Annotated in this window: 16 protein-coding genes; 10 read left to right on the forward strand and 6 right to left on the reverse strand. The window is 65.2% G+C overall.

The window, feature by feature from the left end; genetic code table 11:
- Positions 1 to 404: 404 nt before the first annotated feature.
- Positions 405 to 2,882 (reverse strand): EAL domain-containing protein, encoded by a 2,478-nt coding sequence (locus JQ507_20420; GenBank protein ID QRI67347.1) that lies wholly within the window; start codon positions 2,880 to 2,882, stop codon positions 405 to 407.
- A gap of 243 nt (positions 2,883 to 3,125) precedes the next feature.
- Complete coding sequence (locus JQ507_20425; GenBank protein QRI67348.1) at positions 3,126 to 4,196, reverse strand: hypothetical protein; 1,071 nt, start codon at positions 4,194 to 4,196, stop codon at positions 3,126 to 3,128.
- A gap of 255 nt (positions 4,197 to 4,451) precedes the next feature.
- On the opposite strand from JQ507_20425, the gene JQ507_20430 reads away from it, so the two are divergent.
- Positions 4,452 to 5,498, forward strand: a complete 1,047-nt coding sequence (locus tag JQ507_20430) for a patatin-like phospholipase family protein (protein ID QRI67349.1) — start codon at positions 4,452 to 4,454, stop codon at positions 5,496 to 5,498.
- Between the two features lie 3 nt (positions 5,499 to 5,501).
- Here the strand turns inward: JQ507_20430 and JQ507_20435 are convergent, their stop codons facing one another.
- Positions 5,502 to 5,930 carry a CBS domain-containing protein gene (locus JQ507_20435; GenBank protein QRI67350.1) on the reverse strand — a complete coding sequence of 143 codons (429 nt, stop codon included), beginning with the start codon at positions 5,928 to 5,930 and terminating at the stop codon, positions 5,502 to 5,504.
- Between the two features lie 191 nt (positions 5,931 to 6,121).
- Entirely contained in the window at positions 6,122 to 6,919 is a 798-nt protein-coding gene (locus tag JQ507_20440) for a rhomboid family intramembrane serine protease (GenBank protein QRI67351.1), read from the reverse strand.
- 489 nt (positions 6,920 to 7,408) lie between these two features.
- Between JQ507_20440 and JQ507_20445 the strand changes: the two genes are divergently transcribed.
- The 7 genes from JQ507_20445 to JQ507_20475 all read left to right on the forward strand — a co-directional run bounded on the left by JQ507_20445 (position 7,409) and on the right by JQ507_20475 (position 14,801).
- Entirely contained in the window at positions 7,409 to 7,963 is a 555-nt protein-coding gene (locus JQ507_20445) for a PAS domain-containing protein (GenBank protein QRI67352.1), read from the forward strand.
- 129 nt (positions 7,964 to 8,092) lie between these two features.
- Positions 8,093 to 9,826 carry an adenylate/guanylate cyclase domain-containing protein gene (locus JQ507_20450; protein QRI67353.1) on the forward strand — a complete coding sequence of 578 codons (1,734 nt, stop codon included), beginning with the start codon at positions 8,093 to 8,095 and terminating at the stop codon, positions 9,824 to 9,826.
- A gap of 64 nt (positions 9,827 to 9,890) precedes the next feature.
- Positions 9,891 to 10,313, forward strand: a complete 423-nt coding sequence (locus JQ507_20455) for a cupin domain-containing protein (GenBank protein QRI67354.1) — start codon at positions 9,891 to 9,893, stop codon at positions 10,311 to 10,313.
- Between the two features lie 303 nt (positions 10,314 to 10,616).
- Positions 10,617 to 11,168, forward strand: a complete 552-nt coding sequence (locus JQ507_20460) for a tetratricopeptide repeat protein (protein QRI73435.1) — start codon at positions 10,617 to 10,619, stop codon at positions 11,166 to 11,168.
- A 49-nt stretch (positions 11,169 to 11,217) separates the two neighbouring features.
- The gene (locus tag JQ507_20465; GenBank protein ID QRI67355.1) at positions 11,218 to 11,580 is read left to right on the forward strand and encodes a hypothetical protein; all 363 of its coding nucleotides are present in this window, start codon (positions 11,218 to 11,220) and stop codon (positions 11,578 to 11,580) included.
- A gap of 101 nt (positions 11,581 to 11,681) precedes the next feature.
- Positions 11,682 to 14,039, forward strand: coding sequence for an amino acid decarboxylase (locus tag JQ507_20470; protein ID QRI67356.1), 2,358 nt, complete (start codon positions 11,682 to 11,684; stop codon positions 14,037 to 14,039).
- Between the two features lie 18 nt (positions 14,040 to 14,057).
- Positions 14,058 to 14,801 carry an N-acetyltransferase gene (locus JQ507_20475; protein ID QRI67357.1) on the forward strand — a complete coding sequence of 248 codons (744 nt, stop codon included), beginning with the start codon at positions 14,058 to 14,060 and terminating at the stop codon, positions 14,799 to 14,801.
- Here JQ507_20475 and JQ507_20480 read toward each other — a convergent pair.
- Entirely contained in the window at positions 14,788 to 15,009 is a 222-nt protein-coding gene (locus JQ507_20480; protein ID QRI67358.1) for a dodecin domain-containing protein, read from the reverse strand. The two genes, JQ507_20475 and JQ507_20480, sit on opposite strands and share 14 nt — an antisense overlap.
- A 239-nt stretch (positions 15,010 to 15,248) precedes the next feature.
- Between JQ507_20480 and JQ507_20485 the strand changes: the two genes are divergently transcribed.
- Both JQ507_20485 and JQ507_20490 read left to right on the forward strand, forming a co-directional pair.
- Entirely contained in the window at positions 15,249 to 15,830 is a 582-nt protein-coding gene (locus JQ507_20485; GenBank protein ID QRI67359.1) for an HdeD family acid-resistance protein, read from the forward strand.
- A gap of 265 nt (positions 15,831 to 16,095) precedes the next feature.
- A complete protein-coding gene (locus tag JQ507_20490) occupies positions 16,096 to 16,314 on the forward strand; it encodes a hypothetical protein (protein ID QRI73436.1) in 219 nt (72 codons plus the stop codon).
- Positions 16,315 to 16,452: 138 nt separating this feature from the next.
- On the opposite strand, the gene JQ507_20495 is transcribed toward JQ507_20490, so the two are convergent.
- Positions 16,453 to 17,193 carry a DUF4239 domain-containing protein gene (locus JQ507_20495; protein ID QRI67360.1) on the reverse strand — a complete coding sequence of 247 codons (741 nt, stop codon included), beginning with the start codon at positions 17,191 to 17,193 and terminating at the stop codon, positions 16,453 to 16,455.
- Positions 17,194 to 17,199: the final 6 nt, after the last annotated feature.

A 17,199-nucleotide genomic window follows, 5' to 3' on the forward strand; every position in this document is an offset into this window, starting at 1 on the left:
TCGTCCGCCCCACGGGCGCCACCCTCAATCGAGGCCGATCGTCGGCGGCCCCTGCGAACTGCCTGCTGCAAATTGATTTCAAGCGATATGATGGCGCCGGACGCAGACTCCGTCTTTCATGTCGCAGGCTTTCGAGCGCGCGTCTTCTCAGCCCGCGCACTGCGTCTTCTCACCCAGCGCACAGAGCTACTTTTTGTCTGAATGTAACCAAACGGCCACGCTGTGATCCGGGCCTGACTCAGGAATGCCGGCGCGCTCAGCTACACCGCGAGTGGAAATGAGAGCGGATGGCAGCGCGCGGCAATATCTCCGCCCGACCGCTGTCAGCCGGTATGTCGCTCTGATCTGCGCGATCGGCGACGCGCTGGTTTGATGATGCCCGGGTGACCTCCGAGCAAGATGGGCTACGCGGCCTTCGACGCGCGTTCCGCAAACTTGCTCAGCAACCCCGCGATCTCACTTCCCGGTTTGGCCGCGCTGAACAGGAAACCCTGCACCTCGTTGCAGCCTTCGGCGCGCAGCCAGTCGAGCTGGTCTGTCGTCTCGACCCCTTCCGCGGTCGTGGTGATCTTGAGGCTGCGGCCGAGGCCGGAGATCGCGCGCACGATCGCGAGGCAATCGGCGCGCCGCGCCAGGTCCTTCACGAACGAGCGGTCGATCTTGATCTTGTCGAACGGGAAGCTGCGCAGATAGCTCAGGCTGGAATAGCCGGTGCCGAAATCGTCCATCGAGATGCTGACGCCGAGCTCGCGCAGCTGATGCAGGATCGCAAGATTGGCTTCGGTCTCCGCGAGGAACACCGATTCGGTGATCTCGAGCTCGAGCCGCCGCGCCGGCAAGCCGGAATGCGCCAGTGCGGAGATCACGGCCTGGACCAGATTGCGGCTGCGGAACTGCACCGGCGACAGATTGACCGCGACCTTCACGTCGGCCGGCCATTTCATCGCCTCGGCGCAGGCTTCACGCAGCACCCATTCGCCGAGCGCGACGATCAGGCCGATGTCTTCGGCGACCGGGATGAATTCCGCGGGCGAAATCATGCCCTTCTGCGGGTGCCGCCAGCGCAGCAGCGACTCGAAGCCCGAAATACGATTGGCCGCGATGTCGACCAGCGGCTGATAGTGCAGCTCGAATTCGCCGTTGCTGAAGGCCGCGCGCAAATCGCGCTCCATGTCGCGGCGCTTCTGCGCCTGCAGATCCATCTCCGGCTCGAAGAAGCGATGCACGCCGCCGCCCTCGGACTTGGCGCGATACAGCGCCATGTCGGCATTGCGCATCAATTCCTCCGACGTCGTGCCATCGCCCGGCGACAATGCGATCCCGACGCTGGCGCCGACCACGACTTCGAGCCCGTCGATTTGGTAAGGCGCGCTCAGAGCATCGATCAGCCGTTCGGCGAAAGCGCTCGCCTCGTTCGGCGAGACGTCGGCGGCAAGCACGATCGCGAACTCGTCGCCGCCGAGGCGGGCCGCGACATTGTCGTCGCGGACGACCTCGCGCAGCCGTTCCGCCACCAGCTTGAGCAGCCGGTCGCCCATCGGATGCCCGAAGGAATCGTTGACGTTCTTGAACAGGTCGAGATCGATGCACATCACCGCGACCCGCTTGTTGCCGCTTCGGCCGCGCTCCAGCGCCTCGCGCAGACGCTCCTGGTAGAAGTCCCGGTTCGGCAGGTTGGTGAGACCGTCATGGTGCGCCATGTGCGCGATCCGTGCTTCGGCGGCACGGCGTTCGGTGATGTCGACCACCGCGACCAGGTAGCCGTCGCGGCCCTCGAACGCCACCTTGCGTCCGAACGTCAGTACATGGATCTCGGTGCCGTCGGCCCTGATGTGGCGCCAGTCGCGGCTCGATTGATAGACGTCGCCGATCTCGCGCAAGGCGGCGCTGTGCACGCCCCGCTCGTCCTCCGGCCAGATCTCGCGCAGCGTCATGCCGAGAAATCGCTCGCGGCTGTACCCGTAGTGCTGAACGGCGGCGTCGTTGACGCTGAGGAATTCCATCGTGCCGGCGTCGAACACCCACATCGGCATCGGGTTGTTCTCGAACAGCAGGCGGAACGACACCTCGCGCTGCTTCAACGCGGTGACATCGGAGACGGTCAGCGACAGCATGTCGCCGAACGCCGTGACGCCGAGCCGCAGGCAGCGATCGCCGCTGTCGATCTCGAACTGGCCGCCAGGACCGCTGCCGACGAAGCCGCGCAGGCGATTCATCACCGGCGGCGCCGCGAGCGGATTGCCGCCGGCGCTGAGCCGACGCCACAGCAATTCGGTTGCCGGCTGCATCAGGAGCCTGGCTGCGCCCTGGTTGAGATGCACGATCTGGAAATCGGCCGCCTCGCCCCGCGCATCGCGGATCGCGGCGAGCGACAGCACGCCCTCGTCGGTGGCCGAGAAAATCGTATCCAGCAGATTGTACTGGTCGTTGCGCTCGTTGACATAGACACCGACCAGGATGCCGCCCCAGCGCGACCGCGTCGGCAGCGCCAGCACATCGAAGGTCCGCACCAGGCCGTCGCGCACGCAATGCGCCGACGCCAGATAGGGCCGGCAGTTCTCGCGCGCGTTGGCGGCAGCTTCGGTCAACGCCGTCGCGCAGTCCGGCGGCAGCGCGCTGAGCGGAATGTCCCAACGCTCGTCATTCAGCCAGGTCTGGACGTAACGGCCGGTGTGCGACGCGCACAGCACGCCGTCGACGTCGCGCAACAGCACGATATGGTCCGCAAGCCGGCCAAGGCTGCCGAGCATCACGTCTTCGTAATGCGGCAGCCGTTCACCGGGACGAACCGCTGCCTGCCACTTGCGCTGCAGAACCGGAACGTCGGCGAACATCTCGGAATTGAACTTGGCCGATATCTTTGCTGATTTCTTGTTGGCCATCACCACGGCACGCCCCGTTGACGCGAACGCTAGGCATGACCCGGAAAAGTGCGAAGCGGCTTTCCGAAAGGATCATGCCCAAGCAAAAATCCCCGTGGCATCCAAGTCATGCCGCAGCTTAACGTCATGTAAAAATGGCGATGCGGTGCGTCGCCGCCAGCGATTATGACAGCACAAATTCGCGCGATGGTTAGTTCGTGTTAGAGACTATGACAGTTGCGTGAAATGCAATTCGGTCAGGAGTCAGCGCGCCACGACCTCGACTTCGCCGTCGACGCCGTTGACGACGTTGAACGGGCGCTCGAACACCTTGCCCTCGTTCTTGGCGATCGCACGATACTCGCCTTCGGAGAGCACGACGCGCGGGAACGCGCCGATCGATTCCTTGATCACGTCGCCGCCCGGCGTGATCACCGACCACGCGGTGTTGGCGAGCGCCTCGCCGCCCTTCTCGCTGACCAGCTTGAGCGTGATGACGGCTGCGCGATGGGTGACGGTGACGTCGGTCAGCTTGCCCGCCGCGACGCGAATGTCGGAGCGCACCACCGAGTTGGCGTCGCCATAGTTGGAGACGATGTAGTAGGTGCCCTCCGGCAGCAGCGCGACGTCGCCGGCCGATACGTTCGGCACCAGGGGTCCGCGGTCCGAGCCGTCGAACTGACTGCCCTTGTAGATCGCGAACGAAATCTGGTTGGCCGGGATCTTGCTCGAGCCGACCCGGCCTTCGATCCGCAGCCCGCCGGCCGGCAGCACGAACGACTCGCGGTCGGTCTCCGATTTCAGGCTGACGGCGCGCACCGCACTGACGAGGCCGAGCGCGACATGGACGACGTAGTTGCCTGGCGGCAGCACCACGTTGGGCGTCGCGCCGCGTTCCTCGCGGATCAGCTTGTAGGTGCCGTTGTCATCCGGCTTGTCGGCGAACACCCGCCACACCAGCCCGCCATTGATCACCGGCAGATCCTTGCCGTACCGCGCCGTCAGCGACAGCACCGCCTGCCCCGCGGTCGGCGAGCCGGGCGGCGGCGTCACCGGGGGCACGGTCGCAATCGACGGCTGGACGATGGTCGGCTGGTTCAGCGGGCCGGGCAGCACGGGCCCCGATCCGGACCCGGACGGCGGCGCCAGATTGAGCGCCGGGCCGGACGGCACGTCCGGCACCGAGGCTGGCGGGATCGGCGGCGGCCGGTCGCTGAAGAACTGCGCAGAGCCGGACGTGGGGGTTAGGGCGAGCAAAAATGCCGCAAGCGCAAATAGCGGAAGGAGCCGCATGCCCCGCCCGCATCCGCCGATGCCGTTGCCCCTCGTAGTCATGTCAATGCTTTTCAACGAAAACGCGGCAAATTCAAGCCTTCGTCGAAGCTTCGTCACAGTCCTGGCGGGGTGTCACCCCAATTGGAACCGGCCGTTCACCCCGATGTTAGCCGTATCGTCGCGGTCCAGTCACAATCCCTGCCTACCGCGGTCGGACCGGGCATGAATCATGCCTCTCGGGAATAACCATGAACACGGACGACGCTGGCGCAGCCATGCCGCGCAGCCTAGTCTCGTGCTGGCAGGAGATTTGTCGTGTTGGATAGCTGGATGGGCCGCGGCCACAAGAGCTCCGACGGGCCCGACAAGGTCGGACTGGGAACGGTTCGCCGGCCGGTGATCGGGCTTGCGCTCGGCGGCGGCGCCGCGCGCGGTTTCGCCCATATCGGGATCATCAAGACCCTGCTTGCCCACGGCATCGTCCCCAACGTCGTGGTCGGCACCTCGATCGGCTCCGTGGTCGGCGGCGCCTATGCGGCCGGCCATATCGACACGCTGGAACAGTGGGCCCGCAGCCTGCAGCCGCGCAGCGTGCTCGGCTACCTCGACATCCGCCTCAACGGCTCGGGCCTGATCGGCGGCACCAAGCTGGCCGCCGAGATCGAAGCCGCGCTCGGCCAGGTCATTATCGAGGACCTCACGGTCAAATTCGCCAGCGTCGCGACCGAGGTCCGCACCGGGCACGAGATCTGGCTGACCCAGGGCCGCGTGGTCGACGCCATGCGCGCCTCCTACGCCCTGCCCGGCATCTTCGCGCCGGTGCTGATCGGCGACCGCTGGCTGGTTGACGGCGCGCTGGTCAACCCGGTGCCGGTTTCGGCCGCCCGCGCGCTCGGCGCCGAAATCGTCATCGCGGCGAACCTCTCCAGCGACGTGTTCGCGCACTCGACCACGATCTATAATCACGGGCCATCGGCCGCGCCCGAGGTGACGGTCGCGGTGACCGCCGAGGCGGACATCGAGCCGGAACCTCCGAAGCGGCGGTTTGGCCGCTTCTTCTCCGCCGAACGTACCGTGAAACGGGAGTTTTTCGGCAGCGCCAGCCGCCCCGGCATCTCCAGCGTCATGGTCGACGCCTTCAATATCATGCAGGACCGCATCACCCGTGCGCGCCTCGCCGGCGATCCGCCTGACATGCTGATCTCGCCGCGGGTCGGCCAGATCGGCTGGTTCGACTTCCACCGTGCCGACGAGCTGATCGCGCACGGCATCCGCGCAGCCGAACGCGCCATCGGCGCGATCGAGGAAGCGATCGAAATCCTGGTGCCGCCGTCGACCGGCGCGGGCACCACCGGGAAATAGCGCTCAGGCGGTCTTGATGTAGTCGCGCAGCGCCTCCTGCTCGCGCTCATATTCCTGCACGCGGCTCTTGACGATGTCGCCGATCGAGATCAGCCCGACCACCTTGCCGTCCTCGACGACAGGCAGATGGCGGAATTTTCCGGTGGTCATCATTTCCATCAGCGCGCTGACCGTATCGGACTGCCGGCAGCTCACGACCTTCCTGGTCATGACCGCGCTCACCGGCTCGTCCAGCGCGCCCGCGCCGCGCTCCGAGAGCACGCGCACGATGTCGCGCTCCGACAGGATGCCCTCCATCCGGCCCTGCTCCATCACCAGCACGGCGCCGATCTTGCGCTCGCCGAGCAGCTTCACCGCAGCCGAAAGCTTCGCGCCGGGCGCGACGCTCATGACCTGATGGCCCTTTGCATCGAGAATGGAACGTACCGTCATTGTCGCCTCCCTGAATCCGTCCGCGCCCCGCTTGAGCGGGATCGCGCCTGTTCGCCAGAGTCTTCAATCAACAGTTCCGCGCCGATTTCGGTTCCGGGGCGCGGTCGGTAGCTGGGCTCGATTTTGCCGGCCCGCTTTGTTTCTGTGTCGCAAAGATGATGGAGGAATTCGAACCGAGCCGCAAGCGGCGATCAGGCGCGGCCTGACTGGTCCATGGACGACGCATCTGCAGCATCGTCTCGCGCACGCGGTATCGGATCGAACAGCGAGAACAGCAGCAGCCCGGCGAGGAAGCCGCCGATATGCGCCTGCCAGGCGACGCTCGCCTCCTCGCCGCCGAGCGACAACGAGGTGGCGCCGAACAGGATATTGACGCCAAACCAGATCGCCAGGAAGGCGAGCACCCGTCCGTTGCGCAGCGCCCGCCACAGCGACAGCGCCGGCACTTTGGCGGCTGCCTCGGCATCGCCCCGACTGAACGACAGGAAGCTGCCCTTCACGAAGGCGAAACGGATTGCCGCCGCCATCGTCCCCGACACCGACGCCGATGCGCCGATCATCGGCGCGATCGCGTGCTCGTGGGTCAACAGATGCGCGAGCGCGCCTGCGGCCGCCGTCACCGCCATGAAGACGAAGAAGCGCACCGCGCCGAAGCGCCGCGCCAGCGCGCTGCCGAATGGCAACAGCCACAACACGTTGAAGCCGATATGGGTGAGGTTGGCGTGCAGCAGCGAATAGGTGACGAAGGTCCAGACCTTGGCGCCGTCCCCGCCCGGGAAGGTGATGTCGAGCAGCGTCGAATCGTAGCGCTTCGGGATGAAGCCGAAGACGTCGACGGTCCAGTTCTCCAGCTCCGGCGGCAGCAATACCCGCAGATGGATCACCGCGATCAGGAGGATGTAGGCGGTGAGCGCCCGCGGCAAGGTCAGGATCGGCTCGCGCGGCGCCTCCGGCGGCGGCGCGAGCGGGGATTCGGGATAGGAGTCCAAGGGGTCGGCGACCTCGAAAGCGGCTGTGGATCAGAGATAGGCGGCTTTCACACCCCTGTGCAAGTGCACAATCCCGAAATCGGACACCGGGTGTCGCTCGGCACCGGAATCGAGAAAAAAGAAAAGGGAGGGCGCTGAGAACACCCTCCCTGATCGGTTGGCCTTCGCGTGCCCCGAGAGGATCGGGAGAACATCCCCACCCCTCCCCGCACGGCGACCAAACTGTTTGACGCCACCTGTGTACCAACCACGCCGGCGCTTGGGGCAGCCGGCGAACGGGAACGCACGGACCCTATGCGGGCCGCCCGCCGACGCCAAGGACATAGTTAAATTTACGTTAACAACACAAAGCTGCCTATAAGACGCCCAAACCACGGCCGCGGCATGGACGCTGCACAGCCTTCCCTGCACAACAGACAAGGGAAGGCTTCTGAGCAAAACCGGGACAGATGTGTCCCGCCGAGACAGGTGCCGGGCAAGGTTCTTTAGATGAAACACAGCTCCAGCCGCGAATTCTTCGCCTATTGGAATGCGAAGCGCGGCACCGCGCGTGCACCCGACCGGAGCGAGTTCGAGCCGTCCGCGGTGCGCGAGCTGCTGTCCGACATCTTCGTGCTGTCCTATGACGGCGAAACCCGCTTCCCGTTCCGCGTCGCCGGCACCCGCATCTCCGCCCTGCTCGGCTGCGACCTGAAGAACCGCAGCTTTTCCGCCCTGTTCACCGACGAAAGCCGCGGCGAGATCGAAGAGATCATCACCTGCGTGGTCGAAGAGACCCTGCCGGCCATCGCCGGCATCAGCGCCACCGCCGAGACCGGATCCAAGGCGCACCTTGAATTGCTGCTGCTGCCCTTCACCGCCCGCGTCCACATGCCGGCGAGCCTCACCGGCCTGCTCGCCCCGTTCGAGGACGACGTCACCAGGCTCCACGACCTGGTCCTGACCTCGTGGCGTTACCTGCATCCCCAGGAGCGATTCGTGCCGCGGACCTTGCGCAAGCTCGCGATCGCGCGCGGCCTGATGGTCTACGAAGGGCTGCGCTAGCCCCCGACTCCGGTTTGGCGACGCGATGGAAGGCACCGGTCGCTTGCACCGCAGGCCGTGGAACTCTATTAGCTGGTTCGCCGCCATGGCGGGATTGACCCGCTTATTGCAGCCGCGGCGGGGCTCGGCATGTTTCGAAATTCGATCAGGCAGAAGATCGTCGGCATCGCCACGGGACTCATCATCCTCGCGGTGATCACCTCGCTGCTCTCCATGGTGATGGCGAGCCAGGTCGGCCACCTCCTCGATGAACTCACCAATCGCTACATCCCCGCCTACGGCCATCTCGCCCGCGTCAACATCCGCGCACTGGAGCGGTCGCTGGCGATGCGCCGGATGATGATGGCGAAGATGCAGCCGCCGGGCGAAGACGCAGGCTACGATGCGGCGCGCAAGACTTTCGACGAAGTCGAGCCGCTGATCAAGCGCGAGGCCGACGCCGCGCGCGTGCTGATCGCCTCGATCATCGCCGATCCCTCGACGCCCTCAGACAATGCCGCGCTCGGACGGCTCGACGACCGCATCGACAACGCCGTCAACGACCTCTTGATGCGCCTGAACGCCGAGAACAAGACGCTGCTCGGCCAGCTCGACAGCAAGGATTTCGCGGCCGCGCGACAGACCACGCTCCGCGCCGACGCCCTGCGCGACGAATTCAACACCAGGATCGAAGGCATCCGTGCCGACATGCTGGCGCAGGTCGGCTCGGCCGCGGCGAAGGTGACCGGCGCGCAGCAGCGGGCGATCATCATCTCCGGCGTCGTCACCGCCATCGCCGCGATCCTCGGCTTCGTATTCGCGATGCTGGTCGGCAGCGGCATCACGCGCCCGGTGATGCGCCTCCTGGAGGGCACCCGCGAGGTCGAGGCCGGCCGCCTCGACGGCAGCATCGCCATCACGACCCAGGACGAGATCGGCCAGCTGTCGGCCGCCTTCAACCGCATGATCGAGACGCTGCGTCACAACCAGCGTATCCGCGAGACATTCGGCCGCTACATCAATCCGCGGATCGCCGAGGGCCTGCTCGAGCAGCCGGCAATCGCCGCAACCGAAGGACAGCGCCGCATCATGACGGTGATGTTCTGCGACATGAAGGGCTTCACCAGCCTGAGCGAAGGCGTGACGCCGCGCGGCCTGGTCAAGATCATGAACCTCTATTTGTCGACGATGTCGGCGCCGGTCCACACCCATCGCGGCATCATCGACAAGTATATCGGCGACGCCATCATGGCCTATTGGGGGGCGCCCTTCGTCGAGGAGGCCGAGCAGACCCATCTGGCTGCGCTTGCCGCCATCGACATGATCGGCCAGGTCAACCAGCTCCGCAAGGATCTGCCCGAGCTGCTCGGCGTGCGCGCGATCCCGGCCGACTGCGACATCCGGATCGGCATCGCCACCGGCGAAGCGCTGGTCGGCAGCATCGGCTCCGAATTCATGATGAGCTACACGGTGCTCGGCGATACCGTGAACCTCGCCTCGCGGCTGGAAGGCGCCAACAAGTTCTACGGCAGCCGCAGCCTGATCTCGGAGGCCACCGCCGCGGCCTGCGCCTCGACCATCGAGCTGCGCGAGATCGACCGCCTCGTCGCCGTCGGCCAGACCCAGCCGGTCGCCGTGTTCGAGATCATCGGCAAGAAGGATGAGTTGACGCCGGCGCAGACCGACCTGCGGCAGCGCTACGCCGACGGTCTCGCCGCCTATCGCGAGCGCCGCTGGGACGACGCGGCGCGCGCGTTCGATGCCGCGCTGGCTGCCGTACCGGGCGACGGACCGTCGATCACACTGAAGGCGCGGGTTGAACGCTTCCGGCGCGATCCGCCGGCTGCCGATTGGGACGGTGCGTGGCACCTGGAGTCCAAGTAGAGCGGCTCGCCGGCGTCAGATCGCGCCGTCGCATATCCTGCACATCACCATGCACGAGACCATCATGCCTGAACTGATCAATCTTGGCGCCCTACAATTGAAGTTCCTGCACAGCAAGGAGACGACCGGCGGCAGCATCGACCTGTTCGAGATGACGTTGCAGCCGAACGCGCGGATGCCGATCCCGCATTATCATGAGAGCTGGGACGAGACGATCTACGGGCTGTCGGGCGTCTCGACCTGGCGGCTCGACGGCGAGGACATCGAGCTCGGCACCGGCGAGATGGTGTTCATCAAGCGCGGCATCGTGCACCGCTTCACCAACCGCTCGAACGGTCCCGCGACTTGTCTCTGCATGCTGAGCCCCGGCGCGCTCGGTCCGCAATACTTCAGGGAGATGGCAGCGCTGCTGACCGGCGGCGCGCCCGATCCCGCGAAGATGAAGGAAACCATGCTGCGTTACGGACTGGTGCCCGTGGCGCCTTGAACTCTCGGCGAGGTCCGTTTGCATCATCAATTGTCCTTGTCCCTGCACGTCAGATTCTAACACCGAAGTTAGTTTCGGTTCCGTCGTCGGATCGCGGACCAGCCCGCACGCAAATGCAACGTCCGGAAGCGACAGTGCGATTGCCGCATCGACAGATATTTTTCAGAACGCGAGGAATGCCTGCTGCGATCGGGAGTTAGTGCTTCAGATCAATGACTGTTCACGTCGAATCGGGAGGTGCGCATGATCAAGTCACCGGCGAAGCTCGCAATGCTTGCGGCATTTCTGACAGCGCCGATCATCATGTTGCCACAGCAGACTGCCCGCGCTGCCGGCGGCGGTGGTGGCGGCGGAGGAGCAGGCGGCGGTGAACTCTACGGCTCGAGCTACAGCACTCCTGCGCCGTCGTATCCCCAGGAGAAGGGCAGACGGACCACGCACAGGGTGAAGAAACCGGCCAAGCAATCCAGCTTCGACGATCCGGCATTCCGTGACGGCTATCGCGCTGCCTATGCAACGATCTACGAGCAGAACGACTATGCCGCCGCGATCGCGCAGTTGCACGCGCTCGGCAACGATGATCATCCGAACGTCGCCAACCTGATCGGCTACTCCTATCGCAAGCTCGGCGACTACAAGCAGTCGCAGGTCTGGTACGAGCGTGCGCTGAGGGCCGATCCGAACCACGTGCTGACGTGGAACTACTACGGCCTGTGGCAGATCGAGCAGGGCAACCGCGATGCCGCCCAATATCATCTGAGCCGGATTGCCGAAATCTGCGGCACAACGTGCGACGAATATCGCTCGCTGGCCGCGGCGCTCGAGAAACCGCCAGGGACAAGTCTCGTCTACTGAACAAGCCGCGCCTTCCTGCGCGAGAGCGATATACGCGGATAGGTCAGTCGTGGATGCCGCTGGTCCCCATTCAGACCGGCGCGACGCGGAGCAGCTCGGCGTCGCGCTCTCCCCCGGTGTCGACGAGATCTCGCTGGCGCTGGTCGTGGACGGCTGGTCGCGAACCTGTCGCTCGCACGCCGCGACGTTCTCCGCCACCGGCGGCGCGGTGACGAGCCGCAGCGGCCTGCGCATCTATCCGCAAACCGTGGCGACCAGCTGGCCCGCGGGCCGCCTGCTACCGGCAGTCGGCACCACGCCCGCGCATGCGCTCGACCAGACGCTTGCCGGGATCGAGGCGCGCGATGGCTCGGGCACAGCGGATTTGGTCGCCGTGCAGCTCGAATATCCGCGGGGCCAAGCCGTGCGCTGAAAAATGCCGCTCCAATCGCATTTGATAGTCTGCTATCCCCATTGTCATCTCTTTGTCATGAATTGTGCAGACAGGTTCAGCGGTACAGTTCGGGGACACGCATGGACTATTTCAAACGCTTCAACTTTCTGTTCGCCGCGCCGGTTTTCGAGTCCGACGACCTCGAAGGCATCCGCTTCAACCAGATCGTCACTGAGATCGAGCGCTCCGGCTTCGAGGTGGTGCGCGCCCGCAAGCTGGAAGACGCCGAGATCGCGGTGCAGACCGATGCCGCGATCGGCTGCATGGTGGTCGACTGGGGCAAGAAGGGCCTCGAGGGCAAGACCGCGGCCCTGATCAATCTGATGCGCCGCCGCGGCCTCGACTTCCCGATCCTGCTCCTGATCCGCCGCAAGCGCTTCGAGGACCTACCGGTCGAGGTGCTGGACTTCATCGACGGCTATGTGTTCCTGTCGGAGGAGACCCCGTCCTTCATCGCCAAGAACCTGATCTCCAGGCTGAAGCAATATGCCGAGAACCTGAAGACGCCGTTCTTCGGCGCGCTGGTCGACTATGCCGAGGAAGGCAACCAGCTCTGGACCTGCCCGGGCCACAATGGCGGCGTGTTCTACAGCCGCAGCCCGATCGGGCGGGTGTTCGTCGAGCATCTCGGCGAAGCCGTGTTCCGCGACGACCTCGACAATTCCGTGCTCGACCTCGGCGACCTCCTCACCCATGAGGGGCCGGCGCTGAAGGCGCAGAAGGAAGCGGCGCGGATCTTCGGCGCCGAAAAGACCTATTTCGTGCTCAACGGCACCTCGACCTCCAACAAGGTCGCACTCGGCTCGCTGGTCACCGACGGCGACCTCGTGCTGTTCGACCGCAACAACCACAAGGCAGCGCATCACGGCGCGCTGCTGCTCGGCGGCGGCATCCCGGTCTATGTGCCGACGGTACGCAACGCCTGGGGCCTGATCGGTCCGATGCGCTGGGATCTGCTCGACGAGGGCACGCTGCGCGACCACATCCGCAAGCATCCGCTGGTCAAGGACGAGAACGCCTGGAAGAAGGAGCGCCCGTTCCGCGTCGCCGTGGTCGAGCAGTGCACCTATGACGGCACCATCCACTCCGCCGAGATGATCCTGAAGCGGATCGGCCACCTCTGCGACTACATCCTGTTCGACGAGGCCTGGGCCGGCTTCATGAAATTCCACCCGATCTATGCCGGGCGGTTCGCGATGGGGCTCGCCAATCTCGGCCCCGAGGCGCCCGGCATCATTGCCACCCAATCGACCCACAAGCAGCTCGCGAGCTTCTCGCAGGCCTCACAGATCCATATCCGCGACCGCCACATCAAGGGCCAGAAGCGCCGGGTCGAGCACCGCCGCTTCAACGAAAGCTTCATGCAGCACGCCTCGACCTCGCCGTTCTATCCGATCTTCGCCTCGCTCGATGTCGGCGCGCAGATGATGAAGGGCCGCTCCGGCGAAGTGTTGTGGGACGACACGATCCGGCTCGGCATCGAGCTGCGCAAGAAGATCCGCGCGGTGAAGCGCGAGTTCGAGGAAAAGGAGACGCGCCCCGAGCGGCGCTGGTTCTTCGAGCCGTTCGTGCCCGACCGCGTGATGATCCCTGATGCCGCCCGCGAGAACGGCGTGCACAATGTCGCCTGGGAGACCATCTCGACCGACCAGCTCGCGACCACGCCATCCTACTGGCAGCTCAATCCCGGCGAGACCTGGCACGGCTTCCCCGAGCTGACGGCCGGCTTTGCCATGACCGACCCGAACAAGCTCACCTTGCTGACGCCGGGCTTCGACCATGCCACCGGCGCCTATGCCGATCACGGCATCCCCGCGCCGGTCGTGGCGCAGTATCTGCGCGAGAACCAGATCGTCGCCGAGAAGAACGACCTCAACTCCCTGCTCTTCCTGCTGACGCCCGGCGTCGAGGCCAGCAAGGCCGGCACGCTGGTCTCCGGGCTCGTCGCCTTCAAGAAGCTGCACGACGACAACGCGCTGATCGAGGACGTCATCCCGGAATTCTTCCGCCGCCGCCCGCAACGCTACACCGGCGTGCGGCTGCGCGATCTCTGCGGCGACATGCACCGCTTCTTCCGCGACGGCGGCGTCAGCACGCTGCAGGCCAGGCAATTCCTGCCCGAGCACCTGCCCGAGATCGCGATGTCGCCGCGCCAGGCGGCGCAATATTTGATCCGCAACGACGTCGATTATCTGCCGATCGACCAGATCTTCGGCCGCGTCGCCGCGACGCCGTTCGTGGTCTACCCGCCCGGCATCGCCACCATCGTGCCCGGCGAGCGGCTGTCGGAACGAAGCAAGCCGATGATCGATTATCTCAAGATGTTCGAGGCGAGCTTCAACGCGTTCCCGGGCTTCGAGGTCGAGGTGCAAGGCATCTACAAGGAGATCGACGACGCCGGCCGGGTCCGCTTCTACACCTATGTCGTGTCCGAATAGGCCGGCGGACGCAGCACAATGGAGAATGATCACAAGATCACCGTCCGTGCCTCGCGCGACAGCGACGTCGATGCGATGCTGTCGATCTACCGCCACCACATCCGCCACGGCATCGAGGAGAGCGTCGACGACAACGGCACGCCAGAGCCCGACGATCTACGCGACCGCCGCAAGAATTTGCGCAACACCCGCCTGCCGCATCTGGTCGCGGTGTGCGACGGCGAGGTGGTCGGCTACGCCTATGTGGTCCAGTTCCGCAAGCGCCCGGCCTACCGCTACACGGTGAAGCATTCGATCTACATCCACCACCGCTTCATCGGCAAGGGCGTCGGCGGCCGGCTGCTGCAGGAGCTGGTCGACACCTGCGCCGCGGCCGGCTTCCGCCAGATGATCGGCTACATCGACAGCGACAACGCCGCATCGCTCGCGCTGCACGACCGCTTCGGCTTTGCCCGTGTCGGTCACCTGCCGGGCGTCGCCTATCGTTACGGCCGCTGGTCCGACACCGTGATGGTACAACGCTCGCTCGCCGCCGGCTCGACCGCCCCGCCGCCCCCCCGCGCCGCTGTCGCGGCGGTGATGGGGGCCTTCCGCTTCCCGTCATTCCGGGGTTCGCAGAGCGAGAGCCCGGAATCCATTTCGCCGCAATTGTGCGGCCCGACGGATTCCGGGTTCGTGCTTCGCACGCCCCGGAATGACGGCGGGGAGAAACACCACTCGCTTCAACAGCTCGGCCGTACGCGCGCCCCTACTCCAGCGTGAAGCCGACCCGCAGCGTCACCTGATAATGCGCAACCTTGCCGCCCTCGATGTGGCCCCGAGTCTGCACCACCTCGAACCACTTCATTTCCCGGATCGTCTTCGACGCGCGGCTGACCGCATTCTCGATCGCCGCCTCGATGCTTTTGTCCGATGATCCGACCAGTTCGAGGATCTTGTAGACGTGGTCCTTGTCGTGCGTCGTGGGCATGTCGACCTCCTCTGTAGATGCGCGATCCGGACAATCTGTAGTCCGATCTGGACAGTTTGTCGTCTGATGCAAACCGGCTGTCGCCGAACCAATGCTGCGCGGCAACACGCCGGTTGATTTGAATCAACGTGTCGCGGCGCATTTAGTGCCAACTGCATTTGGCGCCAACTTTGCAACTGCCCTTGTCCGCGCCTTGACCTATGGTAGCATGGTTTGATCAAGCATTCGGGAGCGATACGATGTCGACTGCGTCCAGCTCACCCGCCACACCTCCTCACAGCCTCGGATCCGGGCTTGCCAACCTTCGCGCGAAGTGGGGCTGGATCGTCGCCCTCGGCGTGATCTACCTGATCGCCGGCGTGCTCGCCTTCGGCAGCGTGTTCTTCGCCACCGTCGTCAGCGTGCTGTTCGTCGGCGCCATGATGATCGTCGCAGGCGTTGCTGAGATCATCAACGCGTTCCAGTTCAAGACCTGGGGCAAGTTCCTGTTCTGGCTGCTCCTCGGCGCGCTCTACGTCGTCGCGGGCTTCATTACCTTCGAGAACCCACTACTCGCCGCGGCGACGCTGACGCTGTTCCTCGGCGTAGCTCTCGTGGTGTCCGGCATTGTCCGCATCTTCCTGGCGTTCGGCATGAACTCGGCCGCGCCGTGGGGCATGGTCGCGATCTCCGGGCTGATCACGCTCGTGCTCGGCGCCATGATCCTGGCGCGCTGGCCGGTGTCGAGCCTCTACGTGCTCGGCATCTTCCTCAGCGTCGACTTGATCTGCGCCGGTGTCAGCTGGATCAGCATGGGCATGGCGCTGAAGCAGCGCGCCTGAGCGCGCAAGGCGCCCGCGAACCTGCCGGCATCGCTTGAGGCGCGAGCCTTACGTGAAGGCGCGCGCCTTAACGTTGTCGTGTCCAGATCGCAGAATCGCAGCTTCCCGCTCGAACCCACTTCCATCAGGTCCCGTCCAATTTTGCGAGCGGGCCATTCCGGTTTCGCCGAACCGAAGGATGGAATTTCCTATGTCGATGCGATCAAGGTTTTCATCAGTGACATTACTCACCGTTGCGAGCACCACCGCGTCGGCGGCAGCCGCCGTGCTGGCCACTACCGTCGCCACGACGGCGCTGACGACCACGGCAGCCCATGCATTTCAGCCGCGATTCGATCCGCCCTGCAGTTTCCTGATCTTCGCAGGATGCGGGCAGCCTGTGTCAACGGCCGATCCGGGTCGCGCGCGCAACCGCGACATCTCGCCGGACTACATGAAACAATCCGATCCCCGTTACAATCAGGCCCTGATGAACGGGGGCTGAGGTGGTGGTGGTGGTGGCGGCGGCGGTGGTGGCGGCGGCCGCTAGCGGGTTGGCGTTGGAACGTCGGGCGGGTGAGCGATGGCGCAACCCGCCCAACAAGGCCAACCTCAGGGCTGCGCGAGGTGCCAGTAACGGCTGCTATCGCCTGATCTCCTCGGCTGCGCGCACCAGCGGGCGGTCGGAGAGCTGGATCGGGCCGGAGAACGGCGTGCTCATTTCGAGGATCAGATAGATCGCGGCCGCGATCAGCGCCGCCGCGGCGACGGTGATCGAGATCACGACCGCGTTGCGCGGCGCACGAAAGCCCAGCGTCGCGAACATCAGCGTCAACCAGCCGACCAGGATGCAGATCAGCGGCGACGGAAACGAACCGTCGGACTGCTCGACAAAGGTCCAGCGCTGCTGCACTGCCTGCCGGTAGACCGACCGGGCCTCGTTCCACAGCGCGATCTTCTGCTCGTCGTTGAACTTGAGCTCGCGGAGACTGTTGCCGACCTGGTCGAGCAGATGTTCGGACACCTCGTTCGCGCGCGAGATCGGCGCATCCTTGAGCGCCTGCTCGACATAGGCGAGCAGCCGCTTGCGCGGCTCGTCGGCGCTGGGGCCGAGCGGCCGCATGCTGCGGTCGAGCAGGATGAGATCGGTGGCGAAGACATGCAGATTGCGGTCGACCGCCACATAGGTGTTGGCGGCATTGTTCATCATCAGGCCGAGCAGCAGCGACGGCATGGTGACGAACAGGGTCGCAACCAGGCGTACCGAGGTATTGGTCTCGTCGCTGCGGTGATGGTCCGCGAGCTGGGCATGGATCGCCATGGTCGCGAGCGCCGCACCGGTCAACAGTACGAAGATCAGGATGGCGACGACGACTGCAACCACGGCTTG

Source organism: Bradyrhizobium sp. PSBB068, from assembly GCA_016839165.1.
Classification (GTDB): domain Bacteria; phylum Pseudomonadota; class Alphaproteobacteria; order Rhizobiales; family Xanthobacteraceae; genus Bradyrhizobium.